Origin of the sequence: Secundilactobacillus kimchicus JCM 15530, from assembly GCF_001433995.1 — a bacterium.
Classification (GTDB): domain Bacteria; phylum Bacillota; class Bacilli; order Lactobacillales; family Lactobacillaceae; genus Secundilactobacillus; species Secundilactobacillus kimchicus.
Window position 1 is genome coordinate 39,318 of the sequence record NZ_AZCX01000006.1, and the last position, 19,160, is coordinate 58,477.

Consider the following 19,160-nt stretch of genomic DNA (forward strand, 5'->3'; position numbering starts at 1 on the left):
GGTGGTTCAAGAAAACGGTTACATTTGTTCTCTCCTAAAAGCAGAATTAGACTCACCGGTATAACAGCTAATGCGCTTTCATGTGCTAATTTAAGCCATTTGCTGGCTTTTTAAAATTAAATCAAACACAGTGAATTTACATTATTACACACAAGTGTGCGTAATGAAGCCAAATAATCAAGTATACTGAAGCTAAAATGACGGAGGGATAGCCGTATGAGTAAAAAATACATTTCAATGTCGTGCTTACCGTTGCCAACCTTTGTTGAAGGCAATCAGGTGACGTTTGAACCCGGTGAGGAGCACCCTAACCGAACGGATTTACAGTACTTTGTTTTAATTTTTATGACAGCGGGCCGTCTTTACATTGCAGAAGATGGCACAAAATACACGGTCAATGCGGGCGAACTGTTCTTGTTGCAGCCTAAGCACCATCACTATTCCTGGCGTAAAATGGATCAGACGACCTCCTATTATTGGCTTCATTTCTATACTTCAGGCAATTGGCGGCAGAGTGCCACACCGGTGACCATGGCGCCGTCTATTGAAGTGCCAACGCTGCACTACTTTACACCGACGCTCACCCTTCACCTGCCTAAGCATATCGAGATTCCCGATCATAAAGGAACCTTATCGCTGGTTAAGCAACTTTTTGCGGAGAGCAAAGAGCAAGAAGACTTTGGCTTTTGGCGATCTCAGCAGCTTTTTATTGACGTGTTACAGTCGATTCAGATTCGAGCGGAGGGCGAAAGTAAGCTCGTCGCACTCTCAAAAGAAGTCCAACGCTTTTTACGAGACCACTTTAACGAAAAGATAACGAGTACCGTTTTGAGCGATCAATTTCATTACCATCCCAACTACATTACCCGTTCGCTGAAGGCGACCATTGGGTTGACGCCGTTTGAATACCTAAGTCAGTATCGAATGGAAGAAGCTGAAAAACGGCTGCTGAACACGGATTTAGCGATTTCTGAAATTGCCGAAGATGTGGGATATCAAAACATCTATTACTTTTCGACGGCCTTTAAGAAGTACACTGGATCTTCGCCGAAAAAGTATCGGAGCTTGAAGCAACGAAAAGTGTGAGAATATGTAAATTTTAAGTGAGAGTTTCGATATTATCGCGAAATGAAAGCGCTTATAATAGTTGAGTAATTAACTAAAACGAAGTGAGGACACGGACGATGGAATTAAACGGCATTACCATTAATTGTAACAATCGGGGCGCGTTGACCCAACTTAAATGGGGGAATGACGCAACCCAAATGAACTGGGTGATTGATCCGGCTTATTTAGCCGAAGTTGGCTATCAAGACGACGATAAACTCTTTGGCGAATTCACCGTTGCAATTGATGGTCAATCGTATCAAAGTATCGATTTTCCAACGCAAATTGATCAAACGGCTGACCAATTAACGGTGACGACAACCATTCAAGACCTTGTCTTCAAGTCACACTACACGGCTGCCCCAAACCAGGTGTTAAACTGGCAGTTTAGTGTGTCAAATCCGAGTCAGCGTCCGGTGACACTAACGAACCTTGGTGTTTGGACTAGTCTGGCCTATGTGATGTACCGCGATAAGAACGTGAGACGTAACGCTCAGGAATCGGCGGCCGTTTTCCCGAGCATTTCAAAAAACTATACAAAGTTAGCCGTCATGAGGCGTGATGACGAGCACCAAAACTTGGGCCTGTACCAGACGGCTGGTGAGGTCTTATCAGTTGGTACCTACTGTGAATATAACAATCGCTTCTTTGAGAATGTCTCACCATCCCTCGATGGCATGTTGTTTCACCAGTTAATTTTAGCCGGCGGGTATCCGGCTGATAATGGCCCGAAGCACGATTGGATCTATCCGCAAACGGTGCTGAATTTGGCAGCTGGCGAAACGCGGCAGTGGGCGTTTAACGCCTGCTTGTTTAATGATCAGGCGGACTTTTATCAAACCGGGGCTACTTTTGGTCACCCGGAGATTCACTTTGCGCCCATGGTGTCAAATGCCGCCCAACAGCTCAGCCTTGACGCAGAAAGCGCCCAAAAAGTGGCTAGCATTTGTGATGTGACAATGACGGCAGCCGGTTTAAAGAAGCGGGAACTTAAGTCGTTATTGACTGACACGACAGTGACTTATCAGCCCGAAGGCGAGGGCGAACACCAAGTCATTGTGACCTTCGACGATGGCACTCAGGACATGCTGGTTTACAACTATCTGGCCTCGATCAGACGGCTCTTGCAGGACCGAGTGGATTACGTGTCGCAACATTCATACAGCGGTGCTACGGGTCAGCACCCGTACGCCTTTGAACCGGTTTCGAACCAAGGTGAATCACTGGGGAAAATGACGTTTGTGCTACAAGCCTGCTTGTTGGATCCAGACATTGATCAGGTCGCTGAAAAAATTCAGCAAGTAGAACTGAGTGCCGTTCACTACGTAAAAAATAAATGGTTCATTGATGGCGACTTGAGCCGGCCCGCAAAGTTGTACGGTGACTTTTACCGGGTGATGGATTTGGAATACATTGGGCATCTGTTCTTCCTATTGTCACAGTCGGATGCACAATACCTAAAGTTAAATAAACCAGCGACCTACCTAAAATGGGCTGCCAAAATTTGTGATTTACGAGTTAACCCAGCGCTTCACGATAACGTTCGAGCTAAGGAAGAAACCCAGATGTTGGGGCAGTTTTTCTTGTACATCAATGATTTATTATCAGCCCTCAAGGCGGCTGACCTGACCAAAGAATATCAAGAGATTTCAACGTCATGGCAAAACATGATTACTTCTGTAGCCGCAGGGGCTGACAAATTAACAGCGGCGGTAACGGAGCATTTTTATGATAACGCTGGGTTCGGACCCGCCGCGGCCGCCTTGGCGCAGGCTGAGCAACCAGCTGCGCAGGTCTATGGTCATTTGTTGCAAGCAAACATTGGATTTAGTAATGACTTTCGGGCCCAGAGTCCAGATCGCTGGTGGGAAGCCTTGTCGTACATGATCCATTCACTCTGGGGTGGCGTGACGGCCGCGGCGGCACTCATCACAGGTCACAGACTGGGAGATGCGCACTTGGTTGAGGCGGCTTACCGAGCCACCGTTGGTGTGTTGTATATGTATGATTCAAATGCGACGGCAACGGACCGGCAACTACAACCTGGTGAAGCGGCCTCGACATATAGTATTGCGGGACCAAATTTAAACCGGCCTGATCTGTCGCGTAACCGGTTTGGTCAGTCGGTTTTTGCCGCTGACGGGGGCATTTTCAGCCGTCTCTTCCCAGATGGGTACACGGGTGAAGATGATTGGGACATGGGCGAAGAACTCGTGGCCTACCTTAACGGATTTGGCCAACAAACGTATATTTATCAGGATGAGACTGACGGTTATCACGTTGTTAACGGCGAGGTTACGGATCAAACGGGTCACGTGTTAACAATTCGTTCAACAGCACCCTATCCAAGCCAATACATTGATTTGAACCATCAAACGGTGTTCCATTCACCAGAAGTTGTCGTGCACTACGATGTGACAACTGACACGTTTATGGCCTAAAGTGCTGACGTTTAAACTAAAATAGTTCGCTGAACCCGACAAGGTCAGCGAACTATTTTTATTATTGAAGCCTACCGCACTAGTTGAACACTGGTAGCGGTATATTTGAGGCGCCATTGCCTGTGACTGCCGACAAGTTGGACGTGCCGAAATTTTCCGTTTCGGTGGTTGAACCGTATCAGTGTCACGGCGCGCGGGAGTCGGTGCGTCAGTGTGACTTTCAAGGTGCCACCCAGGTCGGCACGACCGCGGATGGTGAGACGTTGGCGAGTTGTTAAGCTAAGGCTAGCTGACCGGCGTTGGGTGTAGTGGCCTTTGACGACGACGCGGGGGGCGGCCAAACGAAGGTGACCCCGGGCGACCGTCACGTTTTGGTCACCTAAGGCAGCTGAGTTTGCGGCAATTAACTGCCCGCTGTTGAGGGTTAGCCCGTTGAAGCTGTTGTGTCCCGCTAACGTTAAAGCACCTGACCCCGTTTTGATAAGGCGACCTTGGCCACCAATATTGTTTTGCCAGGTGTCGTGTTGGCCGTAGGGGTTATTTTTAGCGGTCATATTAACGGTGGTATTCGTCAGCAACCGGCCAAAACCTCCGGCAGCCTTGACGAGGTTGAGCCGGCCCCATCCTTCGGTGTCGTCGTTAACGGGATAGCCGGATTCAAACCCGGTGGTGTACAGGACTTCCCGCCGCTGGATCGGTGTTAGGTATGGGAACCGCGTTTTTAGTAGGGCCTCTGCTCCCTTTGGAACGGTCATTCTCACGTGAGCTGAACCGGTCTTCTTGAAGCCATAGGTCATCCGTTCGTCATAGTGTTTCAGATTGGTCTGGTAGTTTTTATAGTTGTCTCTGGCAGATTGATTGGATTTGTTGGCAAGGTTAGTCTGGGCATTTTGGTAAGCCCGTTGAATCATTTGGGCGTTATTGGGATCATTTAGAACGGCAGCCGCTACAGCAGTGCCCAGAACCCGACCACCCATGACAGCCAGCGGTGAATGCCGACCGACTAGGATGCGATCCAGCCCCACTTCAGAGGCGCGGGTCACTTCTTGTTGGAACCGTTGGGGTAGGGCATAGGCCATCATCAGCGCGGTTTCAAAAGCTTGGGTCGTGTGGCCAGAAGGGAAATCGTAGTCGGTTTTGGGACTTGCGTTGAAGACGTTAACGAGATACTTATTCATGTGGATCCCGGGCCCCTGTCGGAAAGGTCGCACGTATTTAAAATACTTTTTGGGATGACCAGATGAAGAATACGTGTTTTCGGCCGCTAAATTAACGAGCTGAACCATTGGCCCTAGTGTGGAGGTTTTATTTGCCCAAACAACTCCCGAAGACGGGTCATCCTTGGCTGTCGCTGGCCAGGGCTCGGCCGGCAGAGCCGTAAAGTGGGTTTGGGCGTCCGCGAGTTTAATGAACGCTGGTGCGAAGGGACCTAAAGCGGGAATTTCGTTATAGGGACTATCCCGACGGTCGGATAAATAGGATCTGAGGAATTCAGCCGGGGTCTCTTTTTGGGAAATGGTTACGGATTTCTGCTGATTTTCTTTGAGTAACTTAGCGTTAAGCGGCCGACCGGTACCGGTTGGGTCCCAGTACGTCGCAAAGCTGTTGTTAAACAAGGCTGTGGCAGCGTTATGCGCTGGCGTCACGTCCTTGTCGGTATTGCTTTGGTACGTTTCGATATAGTAGCCGTAACTGGCCCGTTTGGGTGCCAAAAGGTGATGAAGTTCTTTTGGCGTTACGGTCTGAGCTTGCACGGGTCTGCTGGTGGTTGCTACCCCAACCCCAGAAAGAACCAGTGACAAGGTACACTTAGCGATGGTGCCAATCATTTTTTTCATTTTCAACCCTCCATGATCTTTGAGATCACCATCAGTGTAGCTGGGTTGCGTAAAGGCGCCGCATATGTTGTGTAAATAATCTGTAAAATAAAAACCGTGAGACTCTTTGCCTCACGATTTCTTAAAACTACAATGATATCACCGCAATCAATCCCACAATCACCAGCCCCAAGATAACCGTGGACACCCACGGTCCAAACAAGAGACTAACAAGAAGGGCCAGCCCACCCCCAACTAGTAGGTAGCCAATCCGGTGATAAAACCGGGTGGGGTTCTTTGGTTGCCGTCGGGATTGGTCACTGAGTGTCACTGTTGGGAGGTAGTTGCCCATGCTTAGGAAAATAATGGCAACCAGTAGTGTTGCGATTCGGCGGATGTCGAGGGTTGTGCCTAAGTTGAATTGGATAGTTGTCAGGTACGCGACAACGGTTACGAGCGGCAGCAACCACATCACAATGTAGTTTAGACGGGTTGCGTCGTCCTTAGAGTGGCCGGTAGCGAAGAGCACAATGAACTGAAAGACCAGCATGAGTAGTGGCAAGCCAAAGACTAAAAGGGGTTTAGCCATAAAGCCGTCCGGTTGATTAGTGAAGCCCCAGTGAGTCGTCATTTTGTTTGGCAGGCTGGAATACACCGCCAGTCCATAGAGGATGGGTGCGATGATAACGGGTGATGTGGTGAAGAAGTTTTTTTTAATTGTCATGAGGGGTTCCTCCGATCGTGTAGAGCCAGGCCAGTAGGTCTTCGAAGACCGAGGCCGAGAGATGGTAGATGACGAAGTTTTTGTCCTTTTTAACGGTAATTAACTCGGCTTGACGCAACAGTTTCAAGTGGTATGAAACGGTCGCTTGCGTCAGGTCAAACTGGTCGGCGATGGTGCCCGCCGACGCGTCGCCCTGTTTCAAAAATTCTAAGATAGCACGTCGGACCGGATCGTTGATGGCCTTCAATGTGTCAGATAGTCCCATGGTGGCACCTCCTAAGATCCTATTTAGAAATATTTCTATATAGAGTATAACAGGTATTTAGAAAAATATCTATATAGATTCCGGCAAAATAAAAAGCCTGTTTATCAGCGTTAGGTTTGGCTGATGAACAGACTTTCAAAATTTAAATAAATGGTCGCTTAATCCCGGCAATGTAAGAACGTTGCCCGTTCCGGATTGGTTGAACCATGATGCGTGGTGGCCATGATTCGATGACTTTGCCACCGCCAAGGTAGATGGCGACATGCCAAATGGTGTGAGTGCCTGGCTGGTAGTAGAACACCAAGTCACCCCGTTGCTTGTGAGCGTAAGAAACCTTTTTCAATTTTTTAGCAGCCCATAAGTTGCGTGAATTCCATTCGTTGCCAGGGAAAGCATGGTGGATAGAACTCGTTGGAAGTGGGTTAATGCCGCCAGCGTAGAGTGCTTGCATGACAAGCCCAGAACAGTCAGTCCCGTACTTGGGGCTAGTAGATGAGCCAACTAAGTATGGGTTGCCCATGTACTTGTAGGCCTGCTTGATCATGGCTTCGATGTGAGCGGAACGACCTTGCCAAGCCTGTGCGCCCAGCGGTGCAACGTAACTGTCAATCGCAGTCCAACTGTGTTTGGAGTAGCCCATCTTAACCCAAGTGGCCTCGTTGACGTTTCCCGTGGCCTTCAGATGGTGCCGACGTTGAAAGGCCTTCACAGCGTAAGCCGTCGCACTATTGTACTTGTTGTAACCGTTAGTGGTGTGCATTTTCTTCATGATTAGCCAAGTCTTGATCCCTTCGTATCCGGGTTTAACGGTGTAGCCGATTTTTCCGTAAGGCTTGATTTGGTGATACTGTACTTGATAGTACTTTTTAGGATTTTGGTAGCCTGCCGTTTTTGCAACGAAAGCCTTGTTCGCGGTAATGTATTTTCCAGTGTTTGTTTGTAACATCGGAGCGTGACCCTTTACGCTGACAAGTTTTGTGATTTTAGCATAGCTTCCCTTTTTGATCGCTTGGGTCTTGTTAGACTTAGTTGCCGTTGTGTAGGCTGCGACGGTCTTTTTAGCCCTGATAATACCTGGATTAGTTGAATAATAGCTACTTGCTTGAGCACTTGTCGTGGCTAGGCCCATAGATGTGACCAGCAGACCGAGTGATAGGATCCATTTTGCTTTCATTTTTCTTCCCCCAAATAAATTTAGTAGCTAAACGCGCGGTTGGCGTCTGCTTTTCGGTGCTTCGTCATCACGCTGTTTGACATGCTTGCCCGTTTATTCGTCCACGGATCATTGTAATAAATCCGGGTTTTCGAGTAACCGGTGACGGTTAGGGCGTGGTTGCTGAAACCATCAACTCCAGCAACGTAGACAACGACGGGATGGTCGTGACGAACATATTTCTTGATGGTGCTTAGGCGGGCACCAGTCAAGTTTTGTGCGCTTCCTAAATGCCGTTTAACGATGGGTAAAACGGCTTTCGGGTAAATGTACCAGCCCGATTTCGAGTACGGACTGCCCACAAATCCCTTATTAGGGTCACTACTACGCGGCATTTCCCGAGTTAAGCTGAGTTTTGTCACCTTAGCCCCGGCAAATTGGAGCATCATGGCAGTCGCAGTGATTTCACATCCAGTTGGGAGCTGTGGCCGTTGCGCAATGAGCGGGACCCACAACTTATAAGTCGTACTGACGGTGGCGTGTTGATTGACCCACCCGCTGAACTTGTGGTTGTAAGTGAATTTCAGCCAAGTGATGCCGCCGGTCCGTTCAGACTGGGTGATATGAAGCGACTTGCCGACGAATTGACGACTGGTGCTAACAGCTATTTTATTCGAAGCAGAGGTATTGTAGCCCCCGGTCTTGTAGATTTTATAAGTGGCATTGCCGCCCATTGTGGTGTAATAATTCAACTGTTTGCGTGCGGTAATTGACGTATAAGTTGGCTTAGGCGGTGTCGGCGTCGGCTCGGGTTGTGGCGAATCGGTCGGCGCACTTGAATCAGACCCACTAGTCGTAGTTGGCTGATCCGTAGCGACGGGACTGACATCAGCGGATGCAGACACCATTCCTGCCATCGATAGGGTCGTCGCAAAGGCAAGCGCCACAACAAGCCCAGATAGGTGAGGCGATATCGTTATTCTCATGGTTACACTCCAAGGTCTCTTTGATGATTATAAGTATAATCTTCTGGACTTAGAATGTGCAAGAACTATTTAGGGAAGGAACTGTAGTGGGTGTTCAATAATTTAGGTTTCACGCATCAGAACTGAAACTAAAATCTAAATTGAACCTGCATTTCAAAAAATGACTAAAACATCCAAGTTAGCGATAGAAATTTTGCACTTGACAAATAATTGCATTTAGATTAGAGTTCGCTTTATTGAACTAATTAAATTACAATCTTTCGAGAAGAAGAGTAACTACTAATGACCTTTACAGAGAACCCGTACTAGGATGAGAGCGGGCAAGTTCTTAATAGTAGTGAAGATGAGCTTTGAATTAAGAAATATCTGGTTGAATGGCTGGATATTCGGCAGAGACCGTTATCTTTCAGGGTATTTAGTTTTAAATACCCTTAAGGCACTGTTATCAGTGTGAAATCAGGTGGCACCACGGAATGCACTTTCGTCCTTGTTTAGAGCAAGACGAGAGTGTTTTTTATTTTGGTTTTGAAATATTAATAACTATCTGCAGTGGGAGAAGAGGAAATATGTTACTAGAACTTAGGGATATAGAAAAAACATTTAAAGATAATCAAGTGTTAAAGGGCATTGATCTCACGGTTGAACAAGGAGAAGTGGTAGCAATCATTGGCCCTTCTGGTTCTGGAAAGACGACACTTCTGAGAAATATCAATTTTTTAGAAACAGCTAATTCGGGTTCAATGACATTTCGAGACCAGAATATCGACATGGCAAGACCAAGTAAAGAACAAATTTTGTGGACTCGAAGACATATGGCCATGGTTTTTCAAAACTACAATCTGTTTAAGAATAAGACCGCTTTAGAAAATATTTCTGAAGGATTGGTTTTCGGTCAAAATATGGCCAAAAAGGAGGCTGATTCTTTAGCAGAGATAGCTCTGGATCAAGTCGGATTGCTAGATAAGAAAGACTTCTATCCTTCTCAGCTGTCTGGTGGCCAGCAACAACGGATTGGAATTGCGAGGGCTACGGTGTTAAACCCGGACATTATTTTATTCGATGAACCGACTTCAGCTCTGGATCCGGAATTGGTGGGTACAGTGTTACGAGATATGAAGCAACTCGCAGAACAAGGACAGACGATGATTGTGGTGACACATCAAATGTCATTTGCTAGGGATGTGGCTGACAGAGTGATGTTTTTTGCAGATGGTGAAATTTTGGAACAGGGGGATGCTGATGAAATTTTTGACCACCCTAAAAATGACCGAACGAAACAATTTCTATCGGCTATTGCTGAGGACTACTAAAAATGATGAGGGGGATTGACTATGAAGCTAAGTCGGATCATAACAACGTTGCTTTCCGGTTTGCCAGTTACGCTAACGTTATTAGTATTTTCTTTCGTCTTCGCATCAGCCATCGGGTTGGGTGTCGCCTGGCTGGCTTTACGAAAAAACAATTTTTGGTCTGGGGCCGCTAGACTATATTTAGGACTTATTCGAGGTACCCCGCCGCTACTGATGTTGCTGCTGACTTATTATGGACTACCCAAACTTTTCATGTTAATCGGAGTCGATATTAATGATTGGGCCAAGATGATATTTGGGATTACTGGATTATCAGTGGGGTGGAGTGCCTATCTATCCGAAGCTTTTCGTTCAGCGTACCTGTCTGTTGATAAAGGTCAATACGAGGCAGCACTGGTCGTTGGCATGGACTCGAAAGACGCGTTCTGGCAAATCATCATGCCCCAAACTGCGCTCATAGCACTTCCTAATATTGAAAATCTGGTGATTGGTTTAGTTAAAGCGACATCTCTGGTCTACGTTATTGGCCTCATTGACATGTACAACGCTGCAACAGATTTATCGAACCAAAATCAAGGTGTTTATAAGCTAGGGATCTTTGTTGTTCTTGCACTAGTTTACTGGCTGATAGTGCTTACAATCGAATGGATATTTAGAAGTATCAGAAATGATTATGAATACGTGACGGTTTAGGAGGTGGATTCATGTTCGATACTAGGTTTGCAATTAACTCATTTCCCAAAATATTGTCAGTTGCCCCCGAAACGATTATTTTATCAATTATTGCGACAATCATTGGACTGATTTTAGCAATATTTATTGTTATCGTGAGAGAGCGAAAAATCAGAGTACTTGAGCCGATTGCAGCAGTATATGTTTCGTTTATTCGTGGAACGCCCATAATCGTTCAACTGTATGTCGTCTATTATGGACTTCCCCAACTATTGGTAGCACTCAGAAATATGGGACTAAATACGACCACTAATGGACTACCGGTGATGTTGATTGCCATCTTGGCTTATTCGTTTAATGCTTCAGCCAATATTTCGGAAAGTATTCGGTCAGCGTACCACTCAGTCAATTATCAGCAGTATGAGGCTGCTGTGACTGTTGGAATGAAACCGACTCGTGCTATGACCAGAATTGTTATTCCACAACTCATTACCAATCTCATCCCAAATTTCTCAAATTTGTTTTTGGACTTAATCAAGGACACGGCAATTGTTTACAATATTGGGATTGTTGAAATTATGGCTAAAGCTAATATTCTGTCATCATTAGGGTTTAAGTACGTTGAGACATACCTAGATGCGCTGATTATTTACATCATTATTTGCTGGATTTTTGCAAAACTATTCCAGTTGTTGGAAGTTTTTTCTCGGAAACGCGTTTCGCACACGCAAGAATTTATTTAGAAGGGGTTTAACAAATTGAAATCAAGAAATCGAGTTATCTTATATGTGATTATAGCTATTGTGGTAATCGGGTTTATCTCGGTAGGAGCGCTGCATAACTCAGCCAAATCTAGCTCTAGTGTGACGACAGTTAGTGTCGCTGCACCAGATAATAACCGTCCGTACACCTATCCGAATAACGGGAAAATTGGGGGATATTATGGGGCGTTGTTAGGACGTATAGACAAGGACCTGAAGCAGTACAAATTTGAACAAACGACAACCGCACAAAACTCGGTTTTTGTTGGTTTGCAATCAGGTAAATACGACCTAGCCGTTTCAAACTGGTGGTATTCAAAGGAACGTTTTAACACGTATCTGCACTCAACTTCAAACGGGTTGGACGATCTTCGCCTGATTACCAAAAAGGGTGGGAAATCGGCTAATTCTCTTAAGGATGTTGCAACTAAGAAATTGTCATTAGCACCAATTTCGACCGATGATGCGCGTTATGCGTTTATTCAAGATTACAATGCCAAGAACCCAGATTATAAAATTGATTTAAAGGGGATTGGCGATCAGTCTGCTGGTGATGCATTGAAGCAAGTTTCCAACGGTCAGTATGATGTTGCAATCTATCCTTACGCGGCCTACAAGCCTGTTGGCGACACTAGTGAAGGCAAGAAACTTCAGATTTCTAAGTCCATTGGTCTTGAGAACAGCTACTTCTTGTTGAACAAAAATGACAAGAACGAAAAACTACTCAAGGCACTGAACAAAGAATTAAAGAAACTCAAAGATAACGGGTATCTCGAAAAAATTACGAAGCAGTATCTTTACGAAAATACGTTTAAACTGCCAGACGCTGACACAACGTTTAACGCCGATCCAACGAAGTGAAAAAGGTCAGGAAGGTTTTTATAGGAGGATGTCATGAATAAATTAGAAGTACTTAAGGCGTTTCAAAATCAGGATGAATCACAAATCCCATTTTCAGTTTGGCACCATTTCACACCAAATGAACATGTGGAGGCGACTGCAACTAATGGGATGTACAGTGCAGATTTAAATAAAGAATCAGAATTTGTAGATGCGGTACATCCAGACTTTATCAAGTTGATGAATGACGGTTACTTCACATATCAACTCAATAATGTGGACAACCCAAGAGATTTAAGATCTTTGGCTAAAATTACGCCAATTGCGGAAGATGATGTATGGCTGAAGGAGCAATCTAGTTTAATCTCAGCGCAGATTAAAAGTATAAACAGTCGTACGGTCATATTGAGCAATGTTTTCTCAGCGGTGACGTTATTCAAGTGGAAATTGGTGGCGGATACCCCTGAAACTGACTTATCTCAAGGCGATGTCATTTTTGCGGACCTTTACATTGAAGATCCGGAAACCGTTAAAAAAGCTTTACGCGTGATTAATAGTGATATTAAGAAGCAAATTGCCGCGCAACACAGTTCAGGAATTGACGGCGTACTGTTCAGTACTCAGGAAATTCAGGATGACAGAATTGGTCAAGAATTCTTTGAGACCGTTCAAAAGAAGCTTGATGGTGAGTTAATTGCTGAGATCAATGCGCAAGATGAAATTGGAATTCTCCATGTTTGTGGATTTGGTGAAGCAACCAATCATCTTCCTTGGTTTGTTGACTATGACCTACCAGTAGTTAACTGGGCAACGCAAATTGATGGTTACACTTTGGGTGAGGGCAAGAGATTATTTAAGAATAAGGCTGTTTTTGGCGGATTGGGGATTACTAAGAATGATATCTTGTACAAGGGGACAAAAAAGGAAATTCAATCTGAAGTTCGCCGTCTTATTAATGAAGCGGGTACTAAAGGCGTTATTATTGGTGCTGATTGCACGGTTCAACGTGATACGCCAGTTGATCACATTCGATGGGCAACAGAGGCAGCACATGACTATAGCAATATAAATTGACAAAGAGTGACGTTGAGTTTACACGACGACTACTGCCTTGTGGTTTTGAAAGTTGAGATAATTTAAAAAGATTGGTCAGATAGTTGCTGTAGTTAGCTCATAATCAGTAATCAGGCGGTGAAATTCCACCAAGTTCACCCCCCCTTTTTGGTTGGTGTTACAATGTAACCAACTATAAATTTTGGAGGTCCTTTCAATGCAATATAACCGCGCCTTAATGGTCATTGATATGCAAAACGCAGTAACACCACTCTACCAGGCCGAATCGGTATTAGCATTGATTAATCAACGAATTGCCGCTTATCGAGAGAACAATCAGCCCGTTGTCTTCGTCCAACACGAGGAGGCTGGTATGGTGTACCAGAGTGAGGGGTGGCAACTCGTTTCGGGGTTAGACGCCTTACCGAGCGATTTTTACGTCCGCAAAACGTATCCGGATGCATTCTTAAAGACCAACTTAGCAGCCCTATTAGATCAGTTGGGGGTTACCGAACTAGAAATCTGTGGGGCTGAAATTCCGTTCTGCGTGGATACGACCATCCGGGTAGCTTTTCATGAAGGCTACGACCTTTTCATCACGCGTGGTGCCGTTTCAATGACCCCAATGGGAAAGATTGCGGTTCCAGACCTCATTAACCATTACCAAACGGTCTGGGACGGTCGGTTTGTCACTTTCTTAGAAGCCAAATCAACTGAATAAGGGCCTGACAATTCGCTTAACCGTGTGCTATAGTTAAGCGGATTTTGTTTTTTCGCAGACAACTAATTTGGATGACACGAGGCATAGTTATGAAGGATATCAAGAACACGCCGAAGCTATCGCGTTCCATGACGGCTGGGCAAATGGAAATGATTTCGTTGGGCGGGGCCATCGGGGTCGGATTATTTATGGGATCAACGTCAACGATTAAGTGGACGGGACCCTCAGTTATTTTGGCTTACACGTTCGTGGGCCTGATTTTGTACATTGTCATGCGAGCATTAGGTGAAATGATTTACGTCAATCCCGGTACGGGGTCTTTTGCGGATTACGCAACCGAGTATGTGCACCCCTTGGCTGGGTACCTGGCGAAGTGGGCCAACGTTTTTGAGTACATCGTGGTCGGAATGTCGGAAGTCGTGGCCGCAACCGAGTACCTGAAATATTGGTGGCCGCACATTAACGCCTTTACGGTGGGCCTCATTATTATTGCGTTTCTCGTAGCGGCTAACCTAGCGAGTGCAAAAGCGTATGGCTCATTGGAATTTTGGTTTGCGATGATTAAGGTGGTCACCATTGTCATGATGATCATTTTAGGCTTTTTGGTCATTTTCTTTGGTCTTGGAAACGGTGGTCACCCCACCGGATTCAGTAACCTGTGGGCGCACGGCGGTTTCTTTACTGGTGGTGTGACGGGTTTCTTCTTTTCCATGTCAATTATCGTGGGCTCTTACCAGGGAATCGAACTGCTGGGGATCTCGGCCGGAGAAGTGGCCAACCCGCAACAGGCCATTATCAAGTCTGTGAAATCCGTGCTCTTTCGTATTTTGATTTTTTATGTAGGCGCCATTTTTGTGATTGTGACCATTTATCCGTGGAATCAGTTGAGTGCCATTGGGTCACCGTTCGTGTCCACATTTGCTAAAGTGGGCATTACAGCGGCCGCTTCAATTATCAACTTTGTAGTCTTGACAGCCGCACTTTCAGGGGCCAATTCGGGAATTTATTCTTCCAGTCGGATGTTGTTTAAACTATCGCATGAAGGTGATGCGCCGAAGGTGTTTGGCCGAATTTCTAAGCGGATTGTTCCCGATGCTGCAATTATGGGGATTTCCGGCGGCATTTTGCTCGGCTTTATCTTGGATATGCTATTTTCTATCTATAATAAATCTACTGCTAACCTTTTCGTTGTCGTATTTAGTTCTTCCGTTTTACCCGGTATGGTACCGTGGTTTGTTATCTTATTGGCCGAGCTTCGGTTCCGCCAGAACAATCCGCAGGTGATGACGGCCCATCCCTTCAAACTGCCGCTCTACCCGGTTTCCAACTATTTTGCGATTGCGATGTTGCTCGTCATTGTGGCGTTCATGTTCATCAATCCAGATACCCGGGTCTCTGTCACAGCTGGGGCGCTGGTGTTGGTGTTGGCGACACTATTTTACATGGTGAGACACCGGCGAAAAAAGGGTAAACATAGTCAAAAAACGGACTGATTTTTCAGTCCGTTTTTTCCGTTTCAGTGGTCGCGACGTATTGGGCTCGCCACTTAGGGTCCACGATGTGGGTGCCAGGGATCCAGAAAACAGCTTCGGTTCCAGCGTCTTTGGCGTGCTCATAGTACCATTTTTTCCAGCGTAGGAAGGCCAGGTTAGCCTGCAAGACGGCGATTTTCTGTTCTAAGAGGGTCTCTTGCTCAACCATAAAGTCAAACCGATTGGGTAGGGTGGCATCGCCCATCATGCACCAGTCCATGGTCCATGAACTTTCGGATGGCCTTAAGCGGAATGGCTGAGCGTTTCAAGCAGTCGATGACCTCCAAGTAACCGAGGTCGTCATCGGTGAAAACGCGTTGTCCTGCACCGTTGCGCTTAACGAAGGGTAGCAGTCCTGAATCATCGTAGTACCGAAGTGTGGCGACGGTGACGTTGTATTTTGCTGCAATTTCGCTGATTGAATAAGTTTTCATTTTTTCTCCTTGCCCTCAAGTATACTTGAGCTTGTATGATGATGACAGTTTAACAAAGAAGGCAGGAATTTAAAATGAAAAATCATTTAATTGTGATCACTGGTGCGAGTTCTGGGTTTGGCGCCGAAATGGCGAAGACTTTTAATGCAGCTGGAAATCCCTTGTTGCTACTTGGACGACGACCTGAAAAGATTGAAGCCCTCCCCCTGAACTTTGAGAACGTCATGGTTCGGTCGGTTGACGTGACGGATAAAGCTGCTTTTCAAGCTGCCATTGATGATGCCCAAGCGGCGTACGGTCCCGTTGACTTACTGGTCAATAACGCTGGGGTCATGCTGTTGGGTAACGTCTTGAAGCAGGATCCGGCAGAGTGGCAAACGATGCTGGATACCAACGTGATGGGCGTCTTGAATGGGATGCAAATTGTGTTGCCTCAAATGACGGAACGACAGGGCGGAACAGTCATTAATATTTCATCGTTGGCGGGTAAGAAGACCTTCGTGAACCACGCTGCATACGTGGCCAGCAAGTTTGGCGTTCACGGGCTAAGTGAGACGGTCCGGGAAGAAGTTTCTCGTCATAACGTCCGGGTAGCGATGGTGGCGCCTGGTGCGGCTGAAACGGAACTGTTGACGCATGTCACAGATGATGGTGCGTTAAAGGACTATGGGGCATGGAAGCAGACCATGGGCGGTTTGACGCTTGACCCCAAGCACGTCGCCGAAGCAGTCGCGTTTATTTATAACATGCCACAAGAGGTGAACGTCCGCGAAATCGACATTGCCGCAACGCGGCAGGATAGCTAATGAGACAAAAAGCCTTATGATGATTGGTCACCCAGTCATCATAAGGCTTTTTTGGATTATTGAGTGGGCTAGTGTGACCGAAATGCAGATAAAGTGGCCAAAAATAGAAAAGAAAAAATGGCAAACCCTAGAACCCCTAACACGATAAAAACAATGCTATCGGTAAGGTGGATAACGGCGACAAACCCAATGCACAGGAAGAGTGAGACTAGCATGATGACCGCATTCAGGATACCTTTGAGCAACTAGCTCACCTCCGATTCAGCGAGTTCAGTGACCCGGGCCTTGATGGCGTCGCGAACCGTGCGAAAAGCATCGAGAACTTCAGCTTCACTACCGGTGGCTTGCGCCGGGTCGAGCAGTGGCCAGTGTTGTTTTTGAACCCGAGCTGGTGTGACCGGGCAATGGTCGCGAGCGTCGCCACAGAGCGTCACAATAAGGTCGCTACTTTGGAGTGCCTTAGGATCTAGGACGGTCGACGTTTGGTCAGAAATATCGAAGCCAATCTCAGCCATAACGCGAACCGCTATTGGGTTAAGGCCATCAGCTCGGATGCCCGCACTATGAATTTGCCAGTCGGCGGGTAATAGTCGCTTGGCGAAGCCCTCAGCCATTTGACTGCGGCAGGAATTACCGGTACATAAAAAATCAAGTTTCATGGGTGGTTGCGCCCCTTTCCTTGTTTAAATCAAGTTTATATTTTTCTTATAGTATATAAAGAATGAATAAGAGCCGCGCCGAGCACCCGACCTTATGCTACGTTTAATACAGTTAAAACTCTGGGGGGAATTCAAATGAAGCATCGGATAATTTGGGGCAGTATCGCCGTTCTCGGCATTATTGGCATTTTGGCAGGGGGTCGCGCTTTGTACGACGTCACAAGTCGACCTAACGCAGTGAGCGAGTTAATGACTCGTGTCGTGCCTAATCACGTCTATCAGACGTATCGCTACCCGTACCAACTTAAGATTACGGACCCTGAGGCCACTGTGTATTCGGCACCGGCCGGGACGTGGGGCGCTCGGGCACTTGGGACGGTCAAGACCTTAAACTTGGCGACCGCTATAGTGGGCCAAACGCGAAAGGATCTTAATGGTAATCGGACCCTCGGGTACGTTCAATTTTCCCAACATGGGCGATCATACTGGATTAGTGTTCAAAAGACTCGTTACCGTGACTTGGCAGCTTTAAAGGGGACTAATCCGCAGGTGGAAGCGGCTGTTGCGGCCGGCTTATCGCTGATTGGCAAGGCTAAGTACGTCTATGGCGGCGGCCGTAATCTAACGGATATCCAACATCGACATTACGATTGTTCGTCGTTTGTCCGTCATTGTTACGCGCAAGCTGGCGTCGATATTGGACCACTGAGCGGGACCACGACTTACACTTTACTCAATCAGGGAACGGCGGTGCCTTTCAAAGCGATGCGACGCGGTGACCTACTATTTTTCAGTATTAAGCACGCGAATGATCACGTGGGGATGTACCTTGGCAACAACCTGTTTATCGAGGCGGTTCCAAGTACCGATACGCACGGTGTTGGCATTTCGACACTTAATCAGCCAGATTGGCGCCGGTATGTGAATGGGACTGTTCGTCGAATGGTGGCTTAGCTAGGTGACGACTTGAATCGCTGGGTCAGCTTTTATTCGCTCGCCATCTCCGTTGATCGTAAAAGTGATCAGTCATTACGGGTGCGTTTTCAGGGTCATCTCACCGCCTCCGTTTTGGTCCAGTGTAACCTACCACGGGGGACAGCGCTAGCCCCATTTGTGTTTCTAAGATGAGATGCTAAAATGAACCCACGGAGGCGATTCAAATGCGAATTAGCGTGTTGCAACACACACCCAATGAGGGGCCGGGCATGATTCAAAAATGGTCTCAAGCACACGGGTACGACATGACCATTTACCATCCATACTATAGCGGCCAGCTCCCGCAAGCGTCTGACGTGGACTTGCTGGTCATTCTGGGCGGACCGATGAGTCCTAATGATTCGTTGCCTTGGATTACGGCGGAACGGACCTTGATCGCCACCTTACTTGAACGGCATACGCCAATATTTGGGGCTTGCTTCGGCGCTCAGCAAATTGCGAAAACGTTGGGATATGCCGTCACTAAGGCGCCTGCCAAGGAAGTGGGCTGGGCGCCCGTTTATCGGCAATCCGACGTAATTTCCGGGTTACCCGAAACGGTGATGGCCCTGCACTGGCACGAAGAAATGTTTGAAGTGCCAGCTGCGGCCACCTTACTTTTTTCAAGCGAGCACGTTCGACCCCAAGGATTCGTGATGGACCATCGGGTGGTTGGCCTTCAATTCCATATTGAACCGCTAGCGGATAACGTGCGTGAAATGGTCGCTAACGATGCGGCTTACGTGACTGGGTCGGTGCTAGACCAATCGCCGGCTGATATCTTGCATCGACCGGTGCCCACAGCCAATGAAGCAGTGACGTATCGGTTGTTAGATTATATTTGTGAAGGGTCAAGGCAACCATGAACCAGAAAATAGTTAGTGTTAAAAAAGCGGCGGGCTCG

At 46.8% G+C, this 19,160-nt stretch carries 19 protein-coding genes and 1 pseudogene; 12 read left to right on the plus strand and 8 right to left on the minus strand.

What is annotated here, in order from left to right; all coding sequences use genetic code 11:
* Window positions 1-216: 216 nt before the first annotated feature.
* Together FC96_RS08575 and FC96_RS08580 are read left to right on the plus strand one after the other, a co-directional pair.
* Complete coding sequence (locus FC96_RS08575) at window positions 217-1,086, plus strand: AraC family transcriptional regulator (protein ID WP_054661142.1); 870 nt, start codon at window positions 217-219, stop codon at window positions 1,084-1,086.
* A gap of 98 nt (window positions 1,087-1,184) precedes the next feature.
* Window positions 1,185-3,548, plus strand: a complete 2,364-nt coding sequence (locus FC96_RS08580; protein WP_056942697.1) for a hypothetical protein — start codon at window positions 1,185-1,187, stop codon at window positions 3,546-3,548.
* A gap of 71 nt (window positions 3,549-3,619) precedes the next feature.
* On the opposite strand, the gene FC96_RS08585 is transcribed toward FC96_RS08580, so the two are convergent.
* From FC96_RS08585 to FC96_RS08605, 5 genes are all read right to left on the minus strand, one after another.
* Window positions 3,620-5,386 carry a phosphatase PAP2 family protein gene (locus FC96_RS08585; protein WP_056942698.1) on the minus strand — a complete coding sequence of 589 codons (1,767 nt, stop codon included), beginning with the start codon at window positions 5,384-5,386 and terminating at the stop codon, window positions 3,620-3,622.
* Between the two features lie 127 nt (window positions 5,387-5,513).
* The gene (locus FC96_RS08590) at window positions 5,514-6,089 is read right to left on the minus strand and encodes a DUF1648 domain-containing protein (protein ID WP_056942699.1); all 576 of its coding nucleotides are present in this window, start codon (window positions 6,087-6,089) and stop codon (window positions 5,514-5,516) included.
* The gene (locus FC96_RS08595; RefSeq protein ID WP_056942700.1) at window positions 6,079-6,354 is read right to left on the minus strand and encodes an autorepressor SdpR family transcription factor; all 276 of its coding nucleotides are present in this window, start codon (window positions 6,352-6,354) and stop codon (window positions 6,079-6,081) included. The genes FC96_RS08590 and FC96_RS08595 overlap by 11 nt, the downstream gene beginning before the upstream one ends.
* Before the next feature lie 142 nt (window positions 6,355-6,496).
* Window positions 6,497-7,483, minus strand: a complete 987-nt coding sequence (locus tag FC96_RS08600) for a DUF5776 domain-containing protein (protein WP_235804747.1) — start codon at window positions 7,481-7,483, stop codon at window positions 6,497-6,499.
* Between the two features lie 65 nt (window positions 7,484-7,548).
* Complete coding sequence (locus tag FC96_RS08605; protein WP_054661146.1) at window positions 7,549-8,493, minus strand: C39 family peptidase; 945 nt, start codon at window positions 8,491-8,493, stop codon at window positions 7,549-7,551.
* Between the two features lie 566 nt (window positions 8,494-9,059).
* Between FC96_RS08605 and FC96_RS08610 the strand changes: the two genes are divergently transcribed.
* From FC96_RS08610 to FC96_RS08640, 7 genes are all read left to right on the plus strand, one after another.
* Window positions 9,060-9,803 (plus strand): amino acid ABC transporter ATP-binding protein, encoded by a 744-nt coding sequence (locus FC96_RS08610; protein WP_056942744.1) that lies wholly within the window; start codon window positions 9,060-9,062, stop codon window positions 9,801-9,803.
* 21 nt (window positions 9,804-9,824) lie between these two features.
* Window positions 9,825-10,496, plus strand: a complete 672-nt coding sequence (locus FC96_RS08615) for an ABC transporter permease subunit (protein WP_056942702.1) — start codon at window positions 9,825-9,827, stop codon at window positions 10,494-10,496.
* A gap of 11 nt (window positions 10,497-10,507) precedes the next feature.
* On the plus strand, window positions 10,508-11,218 hold the full coding sequence (locus FC96_RS08620) for an amino acid ABC transporter permease (RefSeq protein WP_056942703.1): 711 nt from the start codon (window positions 10,508-10,510) through the stop codon (window positions 11,216-11,218).
* Between the two features lie 15 nt (window positions 11,219-11,233).
* Window positions 11,234-12,097 (plus strand): transporter substrate-binding domain-containing protein, encoded by an 864-nt coding sequence (locus tag FC96_RS08625; RefSeq protein WP_056942704.1) that lies wholly within the window; start codon window positions 11,234-11,236, stop codon window positions 12,095-12,097.
* Between the two features lie 33 nt (window positions 12,098-12,130).
* Window positions 12,131-13,150, plus strand: a complete 1,020-nt coding sequence (locus FC96_RS08630; protein ID WP_056942705.1) for a uroporphyrinogen decarboxylase family protein — start codon at window positions 12,131-12,133, stop codon at window positions 13,148-13,150.
* A 196-nt stretch (window positions 13,151-13,346) separates the two neighbouring features.
* Window positions 13,347-13,850 (plus strand): cysteine hydrolase family protein, encoded by a 504-nt coding sequence (locus tag FC96_RS08635; protein WP_056942706.1) that lies wholly within the window; start codon window positions 13,347-13,349, stop codon window positions 13,848-13,850.
* A gap of 89 nt (window positions 13,851-13,939) precedes the next feature.
* Window positions 13,940-15,343 carry an amino acid permease gene (locus tag FC96_RS08640; protein WP_056942707.1) on the plus strand — a complete coding sequence of 468 codons (1,404 nt, stop codon included), beginning with the start codon at window positions 13,940-13,942 and terminating at the stop codon, window positions 15,341-15,343.
* Between the two features lie 4 nt (window positions 15,344-15,347).
* Here the strand turns inward: FC96_RS08640 and FC96_RS08645 are convergent.
* Window positions 15,348-15,816 (minus strand): annotated as a pseudogene (locus FC96_RS08645) (MerR family transcriptional regulator).
* Window positions 15,817-15,890: 74 nt separating this feature from the next.
* Between FC96_RS08645 and FC96_RS08650 the strand changes: the two are divergent.
* On the plus strand, window positions 15,891-16,622 hold the full coding sequence (locus FC96_RS08650; protein ID WP_054661151.1) for an SDR family oxidoreductase: 732 nt from the start codon (window positions 15,891-15,893) through the stop codon (window positions 16,620-16,622).
* A gap of 68 nt (window positions 16,623-16,690) precedes the next feature.
* Here FC96_RS08650 and FC96_RS12920 read toward each other — a convergent pair whose 3' ends face one another.
* Complete coding sequence (locus FC96_RS12920) at window positions 16,691-16,867, minus strand: hypothetical protein (RefSeq protein ID WP_156403201.1); 177 nt, start codon at window positions 16,865-16,867, stop codon at window positions 16,691-16,693.
* Complete coding sequence (gene arsC / locus FC96_RS08655; RefSeq protein ID WP_056942708.1) at window positions 16,868-17,281, minus strand: arsenate reductase (thioredoxin); 414 nt, start codon at window positions 17,279-17,281, stop codon at window positions 16,868-16,870.
* A gap of 135 nt (window positions 17,282-17,416) precedes the next feature.
* Here arsC and FC96_RS08660 point away from each other — a divergent pair, with 135 nt between their 5' ends.
* Window positions 17,417-18,235 (plus strand): C40 family peptidase, encoded by an 819-nt coding sequence (locus tag FC96_RS08660; RefSeq protein WP_056942709.1) that lies wholly within the window; start codon window positions 17,417-17,419, stop codon window positions 18,233-18,235.
* Between the two features lie 206 nt (window positions 18,236-18,441).
* Window positions 18,442-19,122, plus strand: a complete 681-nt coding sequence (locus FC96_RS08665; RefSeq protein WP_056942710.1) for a type 1 glutamine amidotransferase — start codon at window positions 18,442-18,444, stop codon at window positions 19,120-19,122.
* Window positions 19,123-19,160 lie beyond the last annotated feature (38 nt).

Bases quoted from the DNA above. Each gene is read 5' to 3' on its own strand.
- FC96_RS08575 (WP_054661142.1), top strand. From the start codon at position 217: ATGAGTAAAAAATACATTTCAATGTCGTGCTTACCGTTGCCAACCTTT.
- FC96_RS08580 (WP_056942697.1), top strand. From the start codon at position 1,185: ATGGAATTAAACGGCATTACCATTAATTGTAACAATCGGGGCGCGTTG.
- FC96_RS08585 (WP_056942698.1), bottom strand. From the start codon at position 5,386: ATGAAAAAAATGATTGGCACCATCGCTAAGTGTACCTTGTCACTGGTT.
- FC96_RS08590 (WP_056942699.1), bottom strand. From the start codon at position 6,089: ATGACAATTAAAAAAAACTTCTTCACCACATCACCCGTTATCATCGCA.
- FC96_RS08595 (WP_056942700.1), bottom strand. From the start codon at position 6,354: ATGGGACTATCTGACACATTGAAGGCCATCAACGATCCGGTCCGACGT.
- FC96_RS08600 (WP_235804747.1), bottom strand. From the start codon at position 7,483: ATGGGCCTAGCCACGACAAGTGCTCAAGCAAGTAGCTATTATTCAACT.
- FC96_RS08605 (WP_054661146.1), bottom strand. From the start codon at position 8,493: ATGAGAATAACGATATCGCCTCACCTATCTGGGCTTGTTGTGGCGCTT.
- FC96_RS08610 (WP_056942744.1), top strand. From the start codon at position 9,060: ATGTTACTAGAACTTAGGGATATAGAAAAAACATTTAAAGATAATCAA.
- FC96_RS08615 (WP_056942702.1), top strand. From the start codon at position 9,825: ATGAAGCTAAGTCGGATCATAACAACGTTGCTTTCCGGTTTGCCAGTT.
- FC96_RS08620 (WP_056942703.1), top strand. From the start codon at position 10,508: ATGTTCGATACTAGGTTTGCAATTAACTCATTTCCCAAAATATTGTCA.
- FC96_RS08630 (WP_056942705.1), top strand. From the start codon at position 12,131: ATGAATAAATTAGAAGTACTTAAGGCGTTTCAAAATCAGGATGAATCA.
- FC96_RS08635 (WP_056942706.1), top strand. From the start codon at position 13,347: ATGCAATATAACCGCGCCTTAATGGTCATTGATATGCAAAACGCAGTA.
- FC96_RS08640 (WP_056942707.1), top strand. From the start codon at position 13,940: ATGAAGGATATCAAGAACACGCCGAAGCTATCGCGTTCCATGACGGCT.
- FC96_RS08650 (WP_054661151.1), top strand. From the start codon at position 15,891: ATGAAAAATCATTTAATTGTGATCACTGGTGCGAGTTCTGGGTTTGGC.
- arsC (WP_056942708.1), bottom strand. From the start codon at position 17,281: ATGAAACTTGATTTTTTATGTACCGGTAATTCCTGCCGCAGTCAAATG.
- FC96_RS08660 (WP_056942709.1), top strand. From the start codon at position 17,417: ATGAAGCATCGGATAATTTGGGGCAGTATCGCCGTTCTCGGCATTATT.
- FC96_RS08665 (WP_056942710.1), top strand. From the start codon at position 18,442: ATGCGAATTAGCGTGTTGCAACACACACCCAATGAGGGGCCGGGCATG.